General features: G+C 63.4%; 20 protein-coding genes. 5 read left to right on the top strand and 15 right to left on the bottom strand.

The genetic code is table 11. The features are described from left to right. Window positions 1-82: 82 nt before the first annotated feature. Window positions 83-343, top strand: coding sequence for a glutathione S-transferase N-terminal domain-containing protein (locus tag DPQ64_RS09975; RefSeq protein ID WP_115864202.1), 261 nt, complete (start codon window positions 83-85; stop codon window positions 341-343). 403 nt (window positions 344-746) lie between these two features. Here DPQ64_RS09975 and DPQ64_RS19555 read toward each other — a convergent pair whose 3' ends face one another. The 6 genes from DPQ64_RS19555 to DPQ64_RS19225 form a co-directional block, all read right to left on the bottom strand. Further along, window positions 747-959, bottom strand: coding sequence for an SHOCT domain-containing protein (locus DPQ64_RS19555; RefSeq protein ID WP_232820556.1), 213 nt, complete (start codon window positions 957-959; stop codon window positions 747-749). Window positions 960-1,094: 135 nt separating this feature from the next. After that, complete coding sequence (locus tag DPQ64_RS09965; RefSeq protein WP_115864200.1) at window positions 1,095-2,120, bottom strand: NAD(P)/FAD-dependent oxidoreductase; 1,026 nt, start codon at window positions 2,118-2,120, stop codon at window positions 1,095-1,097. Continuing rightward, window positions 2,121-2,480 (bottom strand): thioredoxin, encoded by a 360-nt coding sequence (gene trxA / locus DPQ64_RS09960; protein WP_115864199.1) that lies wholly within the window; start codon window positions 2,478-2,480, stop codon window positions 2,121-2,123. It lies immediately after the preceding gene. A gap of 164 nt (window positions 2,481-2,644) precedes the next feature. After that, window positions 2,645-3,049 (bottom strand): helix-turn-helix domain-containing protein, encoded by a 405-nt coding sequence (locus tag DPQ64_RS09955; protein ID WP_115864198.1) that lies wholly within the window; start codon window positions 3,047-3,049, stop codon window positions 2,645-2,647. Window positions 3,050-3,230: 181 nt separating this feature from the next. Then, window positions 3,231-4,289, bottom strand: coding sequence for a sulfite exporter TauE/SafE family protein (locus tag DPQ64_RS09950; RefSeq protein WP_115864197.1), 1,059 nt, complete (start codon window positions 4,287-4,289; stop codon window positions 3,231-3,233). Then, entirely contained in the window at window positions 4,279-4,443 is a 165-nt protein-coding gene (locus DPQ64_RS19225) for a DUF7512 family protein (RefSeq protein WP_198662083.1), read from the bottom strand. Before DPQ64_RS19225 ends, DPQ64_RS09950 begins: the two co-directional genes overlap by 11 nt. A gap of 262 nt (window positions 4,444-4,705) precedes the next feature. Between DPQ64_RS19225 and DPQ64_RS09945 the strand changes: the two genes are divergently transcribed. Continuing rightward, window positions 4,706-5,551 carry a universal stress protein gene (locus DPQ64_RS09945; protein ID WP_115864287.1) on the top strand — a complete coding sequence of 282 codons (846 nt, stop codon included), beginning with the start codon at window positions 4,706-4,708 and terminating at the stop codon, window positions 5,549-5,551. Window positions 5,552-5,666: 115 nt separating this feature from the next. On the opposite strand, the gene DPQ64_RS09940 is transcribed toward DPQ64_RS09945, so the two are convergent. Together DPQ64_RS09940 and DPQ64_RS09935 are read right to left on the bottom strand one after the other, a co-directional pair. Then, window positions 5,667-6,938, bottom strand: a complete 1,272-nt coding sequence (locus DPQ64_RS09940) for an MFS transporter (protein ID WP_115864196.1) — start codon at window positions 6,936-6,938, stop codon at window positions 5,667-5,669. Between the two features lie 3 nt (window positions 6,939-6,941). Beyond that, window positions 6,942-8,051, bottom strand: coding sequence for an MBL fold metallo-hydrolase (locus tag DPQ64_RS09935; protein WP_115864195.1), 1,110 nt, complete (start codon window positions 8,049-8,051; stop codon window positions 6,942-6,944). An 89-nt stretch (window positions 8,052-8,140) separates the two neighbouring features. Here DPQ64_RS09935 and DPQ64_RS09930 point away from each other — a divergent pair, with 89 nt between their 5' ends. After that, window positions 8,141-8,875: a helix-turn-helix domain-containing protein gene (locus DPQ64_RS09930; protein WP_115864286.1), complete on the top strand. Its 735-nt coding sequence runs from the start codon at window positions 8,141-8,143 to the stop codon at window positions 8,873-8,875. Between the two features lie 15 nt (window positions 8,876-8,890). Here DPQ64_RS09930 and DPQ64_RS09925 read toward each other — a convergent pair whose 3' ends face one another. Genes DPQ64_RS09925 through DPQ64_RS09910 form a run of 4 tightly spaced genes read right to left on the bottom strand, consistent with a single transcriptional unit; the run spans window position 8,891 to window position 12,290 of the window. After that, window positions 8,891-10,066, bottom strand: coding sequence for an inorganic phosphate transporter (locus tag DPQ64_RS09925; protein ID WP_115864194.1), 1,176 nt, complete (start codon window positions 10,064-10,066; stop codon window positions 8,891-8,893). Window positions 10,067-10,075: 9 nt separating this feature from the next. Continuing rightward, complete coding sequence (locus DPQ64_RS09920; RefSeq protein ID WP_115864193.1) at window positions 10,076-10,534, bottom strand: YeeE/YedE family protein; 459 nt, start codon at window positions 10,532-10,534, stop codon at window positions 10,076-10,078. Further along, window positions 10,531-11,088 (bottom strand): YeeE/YedE family protein, encoded by a 558-nt coding sequence (locus DPQ64_RS09915; protein WP_115864192.1) that lies wholly within the window; start codon window positions 11,086-11,088, stop codon window positions 10,531-10,533. Before DPQ64_RS09915 ends, DPQ64_RS09920 begins: the two co-directional genes overlap by 4 nt. 8 nt (window positions 11,089-11,096) lie before the next feature. Beyond that, window positions 11,097-12,290 carry an MBL fold metallo-hydrolase gene (locus tag DPQ64_RS09910; protein WP_115864191.1) on the bottom strand — a complete coding sequence of 398 codons (1,194 nt, stop codon included), beginning with the start codon at window positions 12,288-12,290 and terminating at the stop codon, window positions 11,097-11,099. A 248-nt stretch (window positions 12,291-12,538) separates the two neighbouring features. Between DPQ64_RS09910 and DPQ64_RS09905 the strand changes: the two genes are divergently transcribed. Together DPQ64_RS09905 and DPQ64_RS09900 are read left to right on the top strand one after the other, a co-directional pair. Beyond that, window positions 12,539-12,784 (top strand): sulfurtransferase TusA family protein, encoded by a 246-nt coding sequence (locus tag DPQ64_RS09905; RefSeq protein WP_115864190.1) that lies wholly within the window; start codon window positions 12,539-12,541, stop codon window positions 12,782-12,784. Window positions 12,785-12,786: 2 nt separating this feature from the next. Then, complete coding sequence (locus tag DPQ64_RS09900; protein ID WP_115864189.1) at window positions 12,787-13,359, top strand: DsrE/DsrF/DrsH-like family protein; 573 nt, start codon at window positions 12,787-12,789, stop codon at window positions 13,357-13,359. Between the two features lie 87 nt (window positions 13,360-13,446). Here DPQ64_RS09900 and DPQ64_RS09895 read toward each other — a convergent pair whose 3' ends face one another. The 3 genes from DPQ64_RS09895 to DPQ64_RS09885 all read right to left on the bottom strand — a co-directional run bounded on the left by DPQ64_RS09895 (window position 13,447) and on the right by DPQ64_RS09885 (window position 15,743). Further along, entirely contained in the window at window positions 13,447-14,142 is a 696-nt protein-coding gene (locus tag DPQ64_RS09895; RefSeq protein WP_198662081.1) for an HAD family hydrolase, read from the bottom strand. 128 nt (window positions 14,143-14,270) lie between these two features. Beyond that, window positions 14,271-15,389 carry an aminotransferase class V-fold PLP-dependent enzyme gene (locus DPQ64_RS09890; RefSeq protein WP_115864188.1) on the bottom strand — a complete coding sequence of 373 codons (1,119 nt, stop codon included), beginning with the start codon at window positions 15,387-15,389 and terminating at the stop codon, window positions 14,271-14,273. A 15-nt stretch (window positions 15,390-15,404) separates the two neighbouring features. Then, window positions 15,405-15,743 carry a thioredoxin family protein gene (locus DPQ64_RS09885; protein ID WP_198662080.1) on the bottom strand — a complete coding sequence of 113 codons (339 nt, stop codon included), beginning with the start codon at window positions 15,741-15,743 and terminating at the stop codon, window positions 15,405-15,407. Window positions 15,744-15,814 lie beyond the last annotated feature (71 nt).

Here is a 15,814-nt window from a genome sequence, read left to right as displayed (position 1 = left end):
GGACGCCGCAGTTGCTGAACTCGCGCTGGAGTAGCCACGTCGAGAGCCAATTTTTAGCGCGGTCGCCACCATACTCTCAACGATGCTCGAACTCTACCAGTCCGAAGGCTGTCCGCACTCCGGCAAGGTCCGCGAGAAGCTCTCCGAGCTCGGCGTCTCGTACGTCATTCACAACCCGCGGCTCCCTGGAGACCAAGGTGGCGACGTGACCAACGAACTCACACACGACGAGCTGGTGGCCGGCGGAAACGACCAAATTCCGTATCTCGTAGACATCGACCACGCTGTTACGGTGTACGGTAGCGACGACATCGTCAACCACCTCGAACAGCACTACCAGTAGCACCCTGGAACTGTGCTCCCGGCATCGAGCCGCTAACTCGGCGTCCAACCGCTCGTCGAGGTTCGTGATTGTAAGAACGGTGCCAACCTTGCGCGGACGCGGATCCACGAAAACACGCACGCCCAGCTTTACTTCGGCGTTGGCGATGACACTGAGCGGTCGAACGCGACGCCGAGGCAGAGGCAGTCTTGCAACGTCGTCGTGCGCTTTTGCGGGCTCGACACCAGTGAGTCAACGTTCTACCCGCCGCGTGGGAGTCGGGCGATTCGGAGGGGGTTCGTGACCGTTTGAGGTGTAGCAGTCGAACGCTAGAAGAACTCGTCGAAGGCTACTCATCGCGTCATTCGAATCAGGAACAGTAGTCATCACAAGAGACGGATCTGGTCGGACGGTTGTCCGCAAATTACTCCTCAAGTCGGCGACGACGCTCTTCGAATTCCTCCTCGGAGAGCTCTCCACGAGCGTACCGGGAACGTAGCGTCGACAGTGCAGTATCCGTGTGAGTTCGCTCATTAGCCGGGGTACGCCCGTGTGTGTAAACTCCATAGCCGACAATGAGAAGCACACTTAGCAGGACGACCGACCAGACGAGTGGCCACCAGGTGAAGCCGCCCATCCCACCCATCCCACCGGAACCGCCGCCGTGCTGGGCGGTCGCAATACTCGAGAAGGGTACTATAAGCGCAGCTGCAGAAACGCCGTGAGCCACGGCAGACCTGAATGTAGGAGTACTCATGGATTTCTCAGGTGGTTACGCGGTCGCGGTTACCGTCGATTCGTCTGCGTCTTGAAGTGTCTCAAGGAACTCCTCGGCGTCGAGGGCAGCCATGCTCCCGGTTCCCGCAGACGTGATCGCCTGTCGGTAGCGGGGGTCAGCAACGTCGCCAGCAGCGAACACGCCATCGACGGCCGTCTGAGCTGTGGGCCGCCCAGCGTCGTCGGTCTGAGTGAAGATGTAGCCGTTCTCGTCCCGTTCGACGCCGGTCCCCTCGAGGAACTGCGTGTTCGGCGTGTGACCGACAGCATAGAACACGCCGCCCACGTCGACCGTCTCTCGTTCGACGTCGACACCGGACTCGGCCTTCTCCCGGGGGTATCCGTCGGGATGGGAGACTAGCGTCGCGCCGGTAACACCCTCCGCTTGGGAGCCGTGGATAGCTTCGAGCTCCGTGTTCCAGCGGAACTGAACGTCCTCGTGCTCGCGAGCACGGTCGGCCATGATCTCTGAGGCCCGCAGCTCCTCACGCCGGTGGACGACCGTCACGGAGTCGGCGAACTTCGCGAGGAACAGCGCCTCCTCCATGGCGCTGTCGCCGCCGCCGACGACGAGGACGTCGTCGCCGCGGTGGAACGCACCGTCACAGGTCGCACACGTCGACAGCCCGGCCCCCATCAGTTCGTCCTCGTTCTCGGCACCGACCCAGCGCGCGCTCGCACCGGTCGCGACGATCAGCGATCGCGTGTAGATCGTGTCGCCGGTCGACAGCGATAGCTCCAGCGGCTGGCCGTCCAGGTCCGCATCCTCGATGCGACCGTGTTCGAACTGGGCGCCGAACTGCTCGGCCTGTTCTTTGCCGCGCTGGACGAGCTCCATGCCGCCGACGCCGTCGGGGAAGCCGAGATAGTTCTCGACATCGGTCGTCAGCGTGAGCTGGCCGCCCGGCTCGTCGCCCTCGAGAATGAGGGGGTCGAGGTCGGCCCGCGCAGCGTAAACCGCAGCCGAGAGGCCGGCAATTCCCGACCCGGCGATGACGAGGTCGTGGATATCCTGAGTCATTTACTCGGTGTAGGTCTCGATGAGCGTTCGGAGCTGGTCTTCGCCCTGGAGACCGACAATTTCCTCGACCTGTTCACCGTCAGCGAACAGGACGAGGGTGGGAACCCCCCGGACGCCGTACGCGGAGGCGAGTTGCTGGTTGGCGTCGACGTCGACTTTCGCCACAGTCGCGTCGGTCTCGGCGGCGAGCGTCTCGACAGTCGGTTCGAGCATCTGGCACGGCCCACACCAGTCGGCGTAGAAGTCCGTGAGGACGACATCGTTCTCTGCGATGACGTCGTCGAGCTGGGACTGCCCGTCGACGTACAGCGGTTCGGTCGTGGACGCGGTGCCAGCGTCGGATGCAGTATCAGTTGCCATCACCAGTACGTATGCACCAGCGCTAATTAAGGGTTTTGGATAATATGTACAATACTACCCAATATAGATTGTCGGCAGGAAAGAGTGGTGGTAACGTTGTAACACGCAAGAATCTGCTTCCCGAGGCGAGTACTAGAACTCTAGGGAAAGAGAAGAAGGAAGCGTTAGCTTTCGGCGGCCGGGGCCGCAGCCTCGGTCTGTTCGTACTTGGTCTCGAACTCCTGGATGAGCTGGCCCATCTTCGCGTACCAGTCGTTGAGCAGCCGCTGCATGTCGTCGGCGATCTTCGCGGGGTCCGTCGGCGAGTAGACGTGGTAGTAGCCACCCTGGTCGTAGTTGATCTGGTTCTTCTCGATGAAACCGGTCTGGAGCAGGCGCTGGACGGCCCGGTAGGCCGTCGAGCGCTCACGGTCGACTGCATCGGCGATCTCGTCCACGGTCAGCGGTTCTTCGGCCTCGACGAGCGCTTGGAAGCACTCCTTATCGAGTTCTTTGAGACCGTGGAAACACTCCAGCAGCCCCTCGCACTCCATGTCCCTACGGAGCTGTTCAGACATCGAATCTGGCATTGTTATCAATACTACGTAGGTCCTAGCCCATTAAAAGACTTTTGCACAGTTCGCACAATTTCGCGGTGAACCAAGAGAGGGAAACAGGAAAAGGCGTGAACAGCTACTTGTCACTCTGGGGAGATCCAGGGAGTAAACAATCAATTAACCCGACCGGGTAGCGGGTTGGCGGAAAAACAGATTAGTCGGTAACCGTGGTTCCCTGTTGACGCTTCTGCCGGAGCGACGAAATCGTCGTGTATAGAATCGCGAAGGAGACGACGACTGCCGCGCCGATAACCAGTACCAGCCCGAGCAGCTCAAGCGTCGGGCTTCCGACGTAGGAGCCGATTTCGCCGATACCCACGGCGATGGCACCGATCAGGAGCATCCCGCCGAAGTAGATTTTGATGCCGTCAGCGTCGACGACGGCGGTCGCAGCAGAGCCGATACGCGCACCGAGTGCGCTCCCGAACAACAGCGGGGCGACGATACCGAGATTCACGCCGCCGCCCTGTCCGTAGAGGTAACTTCCGAGACCGCCGGAGAAGACGATCTCGAAGAGGTCGGTCCCGACGGCGACGGGTACCGGGACGCCGATGGCGTAGATCATCGCCGGCATCCGGATGAACCCGCCACCGACGCCGAGGAAGCCGGACAGAAGACCAGTCGCGAAGGCGACGGCCGTGATTACCCACACGGAGACACGGACGTCGCCGCGGAGCGTCACCATCGGTGGTATCCGAACGGTCCGTTGGATGGTTTTAGCGATTTCGGGAATCTCGTACTCACTGAGGTCCTGGTCGGCCGCCTCGTGGTCGATTCCACCGCCGCCGTCGCTGTTGAGGGCGTCACGGGTTACCATCGCGCCGACACCTCCGAGCAGGACCACGTAGGCGACGCTGATGATACCGCCTGCGAGTCCCAGTGACTCGAGGTAGTAGACGCTGGCGCGCCCGGCCTCGATTCCGATTGTCGTCCCGGTGATCATGATCGCGCCGAGTTTGTAGTCGACCTGCCCGAGGTCGTGGTGTTTCAGGGTCGCGATGACGGCTGTCCCGAACACGAACGCCATCCCGCTCCCGACGGCGACCGACGGTTCGTAGTCCAGCATCAGCAGGGCCGGAGTGACGAGGAACGACCCGCCCATGCCGAAGAAGCCGAACAGGACCCCGACAACGAGACCGAAGCCGACGAATAGCGCCAGCATCTCAGGGCTGGTTCCCAAGATCCCGAGGCCGTCGAGGAGACTATCGAGCATCCACGTCACCCCCGACGAGGACCTTCATTAGATACGGTCCGAAGAGCCGTTCGAGGCCGCCGTAGCCCACGTAGAGCACGATCGCTTCCAGTAGTATCGTGCCGATAAGCAAGGCTGTCTCCGGATCCCATGTGGGAATCTCTAATCCTGCCATCGGTTCTCCCTCTGAGTTTCGAACACGGAAATTCGCTGGTTGCACATTTCTGCTCAGTAGGCCCTACCCGCCTCGTGCCTATAACGGTTTTGGGATTGCTGTACAATATTATATTCTGGTAACCTCGCTCAGAGTATCGATAACTTATAGGAAACATATGGACGCTGGCCGCTCACGAAACTGCTCAGCGGAGATGCCGTTGTCGACTATTCCTACGAAATCGAACAAAACCATGTTGTGGACACTCGACAAAAGGGTCGCTATGAGGGCCCTGTGCGCGACCGACCTGTCGGCTGCAAGTGAGGCCGCAATAGAGAACGAAACCTGCCTCGAGTGCTTGGGCCGTATCGGCGTCGATACAATCCACCTCGTGACAGTCGTTCCGGCGAACGTCCACTCCGGGATGCCCGGCATGAATTTCGAGGAGCAACGTCGACGAGCGCTCGACCAGTATCGGACAGTGATCGAGGCCGCCGGATTCGACGTCGAGACTCACGTCGTCCGTGGGACCCCCTATCGACGTATTAACGGCATCGCTGAGACCGTCCACGCCGATCTATCGGTCGTCAGCTCACGGGGACAAAGCCCGTTAGAGAACCGGATCATCGGCTCGACGGCCCGCAACCTCGCGCGGACGACTGTCGTTCCGTTGTTGGTCAACCGCGTCGAGCGGGGGACCGACGACCCCGAGGTTCTCCGGGAACACCTCTTTCAGCGTGTTCTCTTCGCGACGGACTTCTCTGAAAACGCCAACCGAGCGTTCGACGCCTTCTCGTACCTCCGTCACGCGACCGAGGAGGTGACGCTCGTTCACGTTCGGTCGCCGAAAGACAAGGATGTCGACGCCGATGCCAGCCCACAGGAGCAGTTGGCCGAGCATGCGAGCACGCTGGAAAACTGGGGCATCGAGACACAGGTCAAGGTCCGACACGGCGATCCTGCCAACGAAATCCTCGCTGTCGAATCTGAGGTAACACCGTCGATGATCCTTGTCGGGTCGAAAGGGAGAAGCCGTATCCGACGGCTGCTGTTGGGGAGCGTTTCGGAGGAGATCGTCGCACAGGCAACGGGAAACGTCTTTCTCGTCCCGCCACCTCGGGCAGTCTGAGAGAGACAACAGCAGGGCTTCGATATCGTTGGGCGTCGGCAACCCCTGCCAGCTCTCAGGTCGCGTGGGGGCTCCACGAGACGGGGCCCCACGGAACATTCAATCTTCAGTGACGCTACCCCTTCCGGCCCTCGCAGGCGCGGGGCGGCTTGTGAGTACCGAACTCGGGATGGGTCTCCTCCATCCAGACGTACACCACTGCACCTGACGCGAACATCAGACCAGCGGTCAGGTAGAACGCGACTTCGGCGTTCGCGAACTCCATCGAGAGTCCGATCAGGACCGCGCCGACAGCGTAGCCGGAGTCACGCCACATCCGGTAGACGCCCATCCCCGCCGAGCGCCACGTCGGGTGGGCCGCGTCGCTCGGAACCGTCATCAGGTTCGGGTACAGCAGTGCCATGCCGAGCCCGGAGACGCCAGCCAAGACGGCCCACGGGAGGTAGCCATCAACGAGCACCATCCCGAGGACGCCCCCGCCGGCAAGGAACATCCCGGCGATAACGGGCGGGCGACGGCCAATGCGGTCGGCGAGCCCGCCGGTCGCGATCTGGAGGAAGTACATCGCGCTGTGGACGCCGACGACTACCCCGACCGCCGCGATACCGAGTCCCTCGCTCGTCAGGTACAGCGGGACGGCGATCCAAAACAGCGTGTCGACGAAGTTCTCGATGTGGCCGGCCTGCGCCGCCGCGAACAGCGTCCGGTCGCCGTACGTCGCGCGCTTCAGCACCTCGTCGAACGGCAGATTCGCGTCGTGGTGGTCGTCGTCCCCCTCGGCTTGGGCGTACTGGACGGTCTCCTTGATCAAGAAGATGGAGATGAGGAACGCCAGCACGACGACTACGGCGAGGAAGTAGAACGGCTCGGGCCGCAGACTCCACTGGCCGGCGATGACACCCGTGATCCAGGCGCCGACGGCGACGCCAGTGTAGCCGAACGCCTCGTCGATGCCGACCGCGAGTCCGCGCTGGTCGGGGCCCGCGAGGTCGATCTTCGCGTTAATCGCCATGCTCCAGGTCAACGCCTGGTTAATCCCCAGCAGGACGTTCCCCACCGTGATCCAGCCCCAGCTCGGAGCGAAGATGAGGATGATCGGCAGCGGGAGCGCCGTCGCCCATCCGGCGATTAGGACGGGCTTGCGGCCGTACTTCTCGCCCCACTTACCGGCGTAGAGATTGAGGATCGACTTCACAACGCCGAACGAGACGACGAACGAGCCGATCACGAGGAACGACTCGACGCCGAGGACGTCCTCTCCCAGCACGGGAACGACTGTCCGTTCGGAGCCGATGGTCAGGCCGGTCGCGAAGACGAGCAGGACGTGCAGCGAGAACTGCCCGAGGTGTTCGCGGATCCCCTGGCGGAGTTCAGTTGTCGTACTCATGGATTACTCGGCCGCACAGTTGTTTGGGCCCAGTTCCAGTTCAGCTAGTTCATCCTCGGGGACCGACTCCTGGCCGACGTTCGTCCGTTTGACGCGTTCGAAGTTCGGCGGATGGTCCGGGATGTCCGACGCGAGCTCCTCGACGAACGCCTCTCGGTCGCGGCCGAGGTCGTCGTTCCGTTCTCTGACCTCCGCGAGCGTGGCGGCTACTGGCGGTTCAGGCGAGCCCGGATCGTGCGCCGGCAGGACCAGCGCGTCATCAGGGCAGTCCAGCAACCGCTGGAGGCTCTCGTACAGCGTCGCGGCGTTCCCCTCGACGTCGGCGTCCTCGATGCCGGCCTCGACGCCGAGTTCGACGCGGCCGACGCTGTCGTGGAACAGCGTGTCGCCAGTCAGAAGCGCCGCCCCCTCGACGTCGAAGGAGACGCTGCCCTCGCTGTGGCCGGGCGTGTGGACGACCTCGATGTCGAGGCTCCCGACCGTCACAGTCTGCCCGTCCTCGACCGGCGTCGCGTCGACGGCGAGCGCATCCTTCTGGTGGAGATAGTATGGAACGTCGTGGCGGTCAGCGAGGTCTGCCGCCCCTGAAACGTGGTCCGCGTGGGCGTGCGTGTCGAAGACGCCGACAAGCTCGGCATCATACTCGTCGAGGACAGTGTCGTACTCGTCGAGGTAGTGTGACGGGTCGAAGACGGCGGCCTCGCCGTCGGAGACGAGCACGTGAGAGAGACAGCCCTTCCCCGGACGGGCGACTTGCACGAGGGCCCCATCGACGTCTACGGGGACTTCCGCGTGCCGGTGGACGCGGCTCCAGCCGTTCATCCCGTCCGTCAGCGTCACCGCGTCGTACCCCAGCTCTCGGAGGACGGCCGTCGCAGTCTGGGAGACGACGCCTGCTGCACAGACAGTAACGATTTGTTCGTCACTGGGCAGGACGGAGAGCGGTTCGATGGCCTGTTCCGGGTTGTCAGTCAGTTCGTCGTAGACGTCGACGTTACGGCTGCCCGGAATGTGCCACTCCTGGAAGTCTTCTTCGTGGCGAATATCCAGCACGAGTGGGCCATCATCATCCTGTAACTGTTCGCCGAGTTCCGCTGGCGAGAGTTCCTGCATCGGTAGTCCGGATTAGCAGATATATTAGCATATGGGTACTGCCGGCCATGACCGGCACCGCTAATTACGTCGAGTTCGAAACTACGCGTATGGGACTGTACGAGGCCTCCATTCGAGTTAAACACGAATGCCCGTACCGACGGATCTCGGAGCGATACCCGGATCTGACAATACGTGAGTGGCCGTTGAGCGACTGCCAAGTGCTCGAAATCACAACGGAGACGACGCCAACCGACGAACTACTCGACGAGATCAACGAGATCGGCACCGTACTGTACGAATCGGCGGACGACAACGGGTATCACGTCGTCACCCAGTCCTGTCTTTGCTCGCTCGAAGACTCCGTCATCGACCGCTTCGAGGAGCACAACTGCCTGTACCAGTCACCGACGATCTACCGCCAGGGCTGGGAGCACTACACGGTCGTCGCGTTCGACAGCGAGGACGTGCGCGAACTGCTCGAATCGCTCCGTTCCGACAGAGAGATCGAACTCCTCTCGAAAACATCGATCTCGGAAACACAGATTCCGCATAGTATGCTGGCGCCGGCGAATCAGTTGTTCGAGGACATCACTGACCGGCAGTTAGCCGCCCTCCAGCTCGCCCTCGAAAACGGGTACTACGAACAACCCCGGAAGACGTCGCTCCGCGACCTCGCCGAACAGACGGCCGTCGCTCGCTCAACGTACGAAGAACACCTCCGGAAGGCAGAGAACAAACTGCTCACGAACGCAGGCCAGTTCCTCCGGCTGGTCACCGCGACCTCGACGACCGACCCACTGGGCATCGAGGACGGTCGACGAACCGAACAGGCCGCCGACTAACGCTATCGGCAGCTGCTACAACAGCAGCGCGCCAGCGGCATACGCGAGCGCGAACGAGAGGATGAACGACCCTGCCCACGCCCCGACTGTCAGGAGAATCTTTCTGGCATCCACTGCTTCCCGACCCCCGACAGCGGCGCCACTCCCGATGATGGCGCTGACGACGATCTCGTTGAACGAGACCGGAACGCCAAGCAGCACTGCCAGCTGTGCGATCAAAAACGACGGGACGAGCGCCGAGATGGAGCGCCGCGGCCCCAGCGACGAGTAGTCCTGGGCGAGCGATTTGATCATCCGCGGCGCGCCCGTCCACGACCCGACGAGCATCCCGAGGCCGCCGCCGACGAGCACGGCGAACGTCGAGACCATCTCGACCTCGTCGAGCAGCGGCAGCAGCGGCCCGACGGCGAGACCGACCTGGCTTCCGCCCGCGGAGAACGCCACCAGCGACCCGAGCGCGAGTAGCACGCGCCGCAGGCCGCCGCGTTCGTCACGGCTGACGTCCCACCAGACGACCGCCGCGACGGTCAGCGCCGCGAGCCCGGTGAGCCCGGCCGCCGACGTGAGTCCGTCGACTGCCAGCACTCGCTGTCCGAGCCCGCGAACGGTCCCTGCCGCGCTTCCCTCGCCGAGAAAACTGAACTGAATGTTCACGAGGACGGCACCGATGAGCCCGGCGAGCGCCGGGATGCTGTACCGTTCGGGGACGTCGGGGCGCGGGAGGAGACTCGCAATGGTGAACGCGATACCGCCGCCGACGAACGGCGTCAACACCCAGACGGCGGCGATCTGGCGGTACTTCGGCCAAACCGGCGAGCCGCCGAGCGCGAGACCGACGCCGATGACGGCGCCGGTCACGGTGAACGCGGTCGCGATCGGATAGCCGGTCATGATACCGACCGCCATCAGCCCCGCGCCCAGCACGAGCACGAGGATGACGCCGGCGACGGGGAGACTAATGCCGCCGACAAGCCCGCTCCCGATGGCTTCCGAGACGTTGCCGCCCTGCGTGACGGCGCCGACGAAGCCGAAGATGCCGACCACGAAGGCGGCGCGCATCGTCGCGATGGCGTTCGCGCCGACGGCGGGTGCGAAGGGGGTCGCGCCGCTCGACCCGGCGCCGATGACCCACGCCATGAACAGGCTGGCGAGCGCTGCACCGACGAAGAGGGCGATGAGAGCAGGGTCCATAGAAGTGGGTTAGTCTGCGCCTGCTGGGGACGTGTCGCGGCTCTGGCTACGACTCCGCCAGTAGCCCTGGGCGTACGCACCGACGAACATGCCGGCGAGCGCCCAAAGGATGGTGACGTTGCCGGTGCCGAGGCTCGCGTACGCCGCGCCCGGGCAGATGCCGGAGAGTCCCCAGCCGACGCCGAAGATGGCGCCGCCGACCAGGACGTTCCGGTCGAAGGGCTTCAGGCGCCGCTCGTAGGGGTCGCCCGTGAGGGGGGCGGCGTCCCGAATCCGGGGCAGTAGCGCGAACGCGATCCCGGAGACGATTGCGGCCCCGAACATCACGAACGGGAGGCCGAGGTCGTCGAACTGGAGGAAGTTTAGCACGACCTCCGGCCGCGCCATGTGGCTGAACCCGAGCCCGAACCCGAACACGATGCCGCCGACGAAGATCAGCGGCTTGAACAGCGGGTGGCGGTCGCTCATGGGCTCACCCCCAGCGCGGCGACGACCTGTGCGGTCCCGATGGCGACGGTCAGGAACGTCACGACGCCGACCAGCGACGTTTTCGACGCCGAGCCGACGCCGCAGACGCCGTGGCCTGACGTACAGCCCTTGCCGACTCGGGTGCCGATGCCGACGAGGATGCCGCCGATAAACAGTCGCCACGGCTGGACGTCGGTCGTCCAGAGCGTCACGCCAGCGACCTCGTACAGTTGGCCGGTCGTCCCGGGTTCGTACAGCGAGCTCGTGACCAGCCCGGACTGGAACGTCGCCGCGAACGCCAGCCCGCCAAGGATGATGCCGGCCGTGAACACGAGCCGCCAGTCACGCGAGCCGACGTACTGCTGGAACCGCGACTGGTCGGAAACGTACGACAGCGTCGACTCCAAGAACGTGCTCGCGCCGGCGGGGATCCCCGTCCCGATATAGATCAGGACGGTCCCCAGGCCGACAAGCAGGCCGCCGACGGCGTACCGACTGATCCCGTTGGGGAAGAGGTCAGCACCCGTCTGGAGCAGTACTGGGTCAGTAACCATCGGCGTGGTTAGTCACCCGCGAGGGAGTCTTGGCTAGCTGCGCAGTTGTTCGGGCCGAGCTCCAGGGTGAACGCTTCGTCGTCGTCGACGGCGTTCTGGCCGAGGTTCGTCGCGATGATGTCCTCGTAGTTGGCCGGCCGCGGCGGCATGTCCGAGAGGATGAGGTCGACGAACTCCTGTTCGTCCATCGTGAGTGCGTCCATCTCGTCGACGAGCTCGCCGATCGGTGCGGTGTAGGTACCGTCCGCAGCGGGCTCGGCGGCGTCGCTGAAGTGTGCCCCACCGACGAGCGTGTCGTCGGACAGCGTCAGCACGCGCTCCTGCAGGGACTCGTAGAGCATGCGCGCGGCGTCGGGCGCGCCGTCGTCACCCTCTTCGAGGTCGGGGCGGGCGACGCTCTCGACGAACAGCCCGTCGCCGGTCGCGAGCAGGCTATCGTCGACGAGGTACGAGGTCATCCCAGTCGTGTGACCGGGCGTGTAGACCGCTTCGATGGTGGCGTTCCCGACCTGGAAGGTGTCGCCGTCCGCACCCGTCGTCAGTTCGTCCGCGTACGTGACACCACGGTCGACAGCAGCCTCGGGGATGACGCCCTCGACGCCCTCGTCGTCGAGGTCGCGCACGCCGGAGATGTGGTCGGCGTGAATGTGCGTGTCCAGGGCGTACTGCAGGTCAACGCCGAGGTCGTCCGCGTCCTCGAGGTAGCGGTCGGTGAACGCCCGCAGCGGGTCGATAATCGCGGCCTCACCGTCATCGTACAGCAGGTAGCCGAGACAGCCCGAGGAGGGGCGCTGGTACTGCAGCAGGGTGCCGGCGCCGTCGTAGCGCTCGACCTCGACAGCCTCGTAGATGCGCGCCCAGCCGTTCATGCCGTCCTCTAGGTGGTTCACGTCGTAGCCGCGCTCCGCGAGCGTGCCCGCGACGAACTCGCTGGCGCCGCCCTTCGCACACAGGACGGTCACCTCGCGGTCGTCGGGAATTTCGACGAGCACGTCCTCGTCGATGTCGTCCTCGAGGAACTCGAAGTACGGGATGTTGATCGACGTGACGTTCTCGCCGTCGATACGCCATTCCTCGTAGTCCGATTGCATGCGCGCGTCGAGGAGCGTGACGTCCTCGCCGGCGTCGATACGATCCTTCAGTGTCTCTGGGTCGACGGACTCCACGTCGACGTCCGGAGTCGGGAAGTCGTCAGCGTTCATGTTGTGCAGTCGCTTCTACTGGGTGGACGCACAAAAGCATTTGCATAGTAGTTCCTTCTTCGGACAATACTATTCAGGGCTTCCCCCACTTCAACCGGATTAAACCGCCTGTACAGGACCTACTTCCGATTCAGTGACCTGATTAGGGCTTAGAGTAGTTGGTGGTGTCCACAAGAATCGACAATCTTTTACTTGGGTAGGGGGTATTGTGCGATAGCTCCAATACAGACTCACGGAGCAGATAACCAATGAGTGCTGAATTCGACATCACGGAGACGCTCGACGTCAAAGGCGCATCGTGCCCCATGCCAGTAGTGAAGACGAAGTCCGCCATCGACGACCTCGCGGAAGGTGAGGTCCTCGAAGTGCTGGCGACCGACCCCGGAAGCATGAGCGACATCGACGGCTGGGCGTCCGGAACCGAGGGCGTCGAGCTCGTCGACCAGGAGGAAGGCGACGAGGTGTACAAACACTACGTCCGGAAGACGGAGTAACGATGAGTACGGACACACCCGACGCGTCGGCCGACGACGCGCCCTCCCGCGCGGAGCTGGCCGCACGCGTCGACGAACTCGAGGACGCGCTCGCCGAAGCCACGAGCGAGGACGACGCCAAGAAGATGAGCATCATCGCGACGAAGGGCACGTTGGACATGGCGTACCCGCCGCTCATCCTCGCCAGCACCGCGGCCGCGTTCGGCTACGACGTGACCGTCTTCCACACGTTCTGGGGGCTGGACATCCTCCACGAGGAGCGCTCGAAGAACCTCAAACTCAGCTCCGTCGGCAACCCCAACATGCCTGTCCCGAACGCCGTCGCGGCGCTCCCGGGCATGGACAGCGTGACGACGAAGATGATGGAGAAGAAGATCGCCGACAACGACACCGCCACCATCGAGGAGCTCATCGAGACGAGCCTGGACATGGGCGTGGAGTTCCAGGCCTGTCAGATGACCATCGACCTGATGGACTACGACGAGGACAACTTCTACGACGGCGTCACCACGGGCGTCGGCGCGGCGACCGCCCTCCAAGACATGGCCGACGCCGACATCCAGCTCCTCGTCTAACGGTCGGCAGCTACGCTCGTTCCGTCGAACAGAGCTTTTCAGGGACCCAGCGATGCACAGAGATCCGACCGCAGGAGTAGTGTGGAACTACCGGTGACCAGATGCGGATTCCTCCAGCCACGGAAGGGAGCGAAGTGCATCGATGGACTCGATACGATACGTCGGTGAAGGCTCTACGGCCGCGCTCCCCTCGGCGACCAGTACGGAGTCGAGTCCGGCCGCAGACGCTCCAGCGACGTCCGTGTCCGGTGAATCGCCGACGTGGACGGTGGATTCAGGCGTCACGCCGAGCGTTCGAATCGCTCGTTCAAACGGCTCCGGGTCAGGTTTCGGTGGGACATCGTGGCCCGCGACGACGATTTCGTCGACCCATCGATCGAGCCCAACGGCGTCGATTTTCTGGTGTTGGGCGTCCCGTGCTCCGTTCGTCACGATAGCGGTTCGGTACTCGCTACTCACTTCTCCCAGAACGTCCCCGACGGACGGCAGCAACTCGACGCGCGTCTGATCGCGCTCCTCGCTGAACGCGGCCGCGACGGCCCGTCCACGCCGTCGCTCGTACCCATTCGACTCCGCGAGCGCTGCGAAGCATTCGGAACGAAGTTCGTCCATCGAATCACACTTCTCGGCGAACTCGTCGTATCGCGCATAGTACTCCTCGACCGAGAACAACGGGTCACACCCGACTGCCTCGAAGGCCGCCAGTAACACCTCCCCGGGGGACCGCTCGTACCGGACCAACGTATCGTCGAGATCGAAGAGAACTGCCTCGGTACGTGGCATACGTTCACTCCCCAGGAGCGGCTATTTCAACGCTTTCGTATCCATCATCCGCTCGCTCGAACACCCGAACCTGAGTCTAGAACATCGCCGGCCATGGGTGTGCCAGTGGTGACGGTTCTTTGCAGGCGTCAGGTCCACTCCGATTCGAGGGCGTCCAGCAGCCGCTCGACCTCAGCGTGAGTGTTGACCGCGTGGACCGACGCGCGGACAGCATCCGGCGTCGGCACGGCACGAACGACGATTCCCTCCGACGCGAGTCGGTCGACGGTCGCTTCGGGGTCGTCCACGTCGATGGTCACGAGTCCCGACTCGGGGTCCGCAGGACTGAGAAGCCGGTCGTCGGGAACCCCATCGGCCACCTGGCCAGCCAATTCCTGGATTCGGGCAGCGATACGGTCGACTCCAACTTCGTCGATCGCCTCGATGGCTTCCGCCAAGGCGACGTGTGGAGCCGGGTTCGCCGAGCCGACCTCGAATCGGCGGGCGCCAGTTGCGAACTCGTAGGGATCTGCAGTCGGCGTCTCGACGCTTCGGTACCCAACTGTGGTGGGTAGGAGGGAGTCAGCAGCTGTCCGGTCGACGTAGAGGAAGCCGCCGCCCCACAGCCCCAGCAGCCACTTGTGACCGGCCGCCGCGACGGCATCGGCCCCCCATTCGCCGACATCGAGGGGAAGCTGTCCCGGCACTTGCACAGCGTCGACGAGCGTGAACGCGCCAGCCTCGTGAGCGATGTCGACGAGGTCGGCGACGGGCAACTGGGTGCCGTGCGTCCACGTCACCGCGCTGAAACAGGCCAGGCGCGCGTCGGCGACAGCCTCGGCGAAGGCGTCGAGGTCGACGCGACCGTTCTCCGTCTCGACGACGCGAACCTCGACGCCCTCCTGTTCTAGGCGTTGCCACGGGAGCGTCCCAGCTGGGTGTTCGAGGTCGGTTCGAACGACGGTGTCGCCGGGCTCCCAGTCGATGGCGGTCGCGACGGCGTTGATGCCCGCGGTCGTGCTCTCCGTGAGCGCGATCTCGTCGTCATCCGCACCGACGAAGGTGGCGACGCGCTCCCGCACGCGGTCATAGGTGTCGAACGCAACCTCGTAGGGGTCGTTTCGCGTGCTCGTTTCGTACTCGTGTGACCGTACGAACTCGTCAGCAGCCTCGACAACGTACCGTGGACTCGGCCCGTGAGCGCCGAAATTCAGGTAGACGTCCTCGTGTAAGGCGGGCGTGTCGGCGCGAAGTTCTCTGGGGTTCATCTCGTTGTCGGTGAGTTAGTCCCGATACCGGGCGATCAGGTCGCGGAGTGTCTGTTCGTTCTGGCCGCCGCGAAGCTGTTTCACCGGTTGCCCGTCGACGAAGAGGACGAACGTGGGCGTACTCTGGGCACCGAACTCGATCGCCGTTTCGAGATTCGATTCGATGTCGATCGTCAGGATGGTCGCGTCAGTGTCTTCGGCGAGTGTTTCGAGGACTGGCTTCATTCGTTTGCAGGTGCCACACCACTCAGTGTAGAACTCCACGAGCGCGACGTTACTGTCTTCGACGACCGTTTTGAGGTCGTCGTCACCGAGCGAGACCACGCGGTCCGTCTCCGCTGTCTGTGTTGCCATTACGAGACTCTACGCACCGAGTGTTTAATAGTCTTGGTCTAATCATACAATATAATTATGCTCGGCCATCC

It is taken from the genome of Halorussus litoreus (assembly GCF_003382685.1).
Lineage (GTDB): Archaea > Halobacteriota > Halobacteria > Halobacteriales > Haladaptataceae > Halorussus > Halorussus litoreus.
The sequence above is the reverse complement of the archived record's forward strand: the minus strand, read 5'-3'. Positions and strand labels throughout refer to the sequence as shown.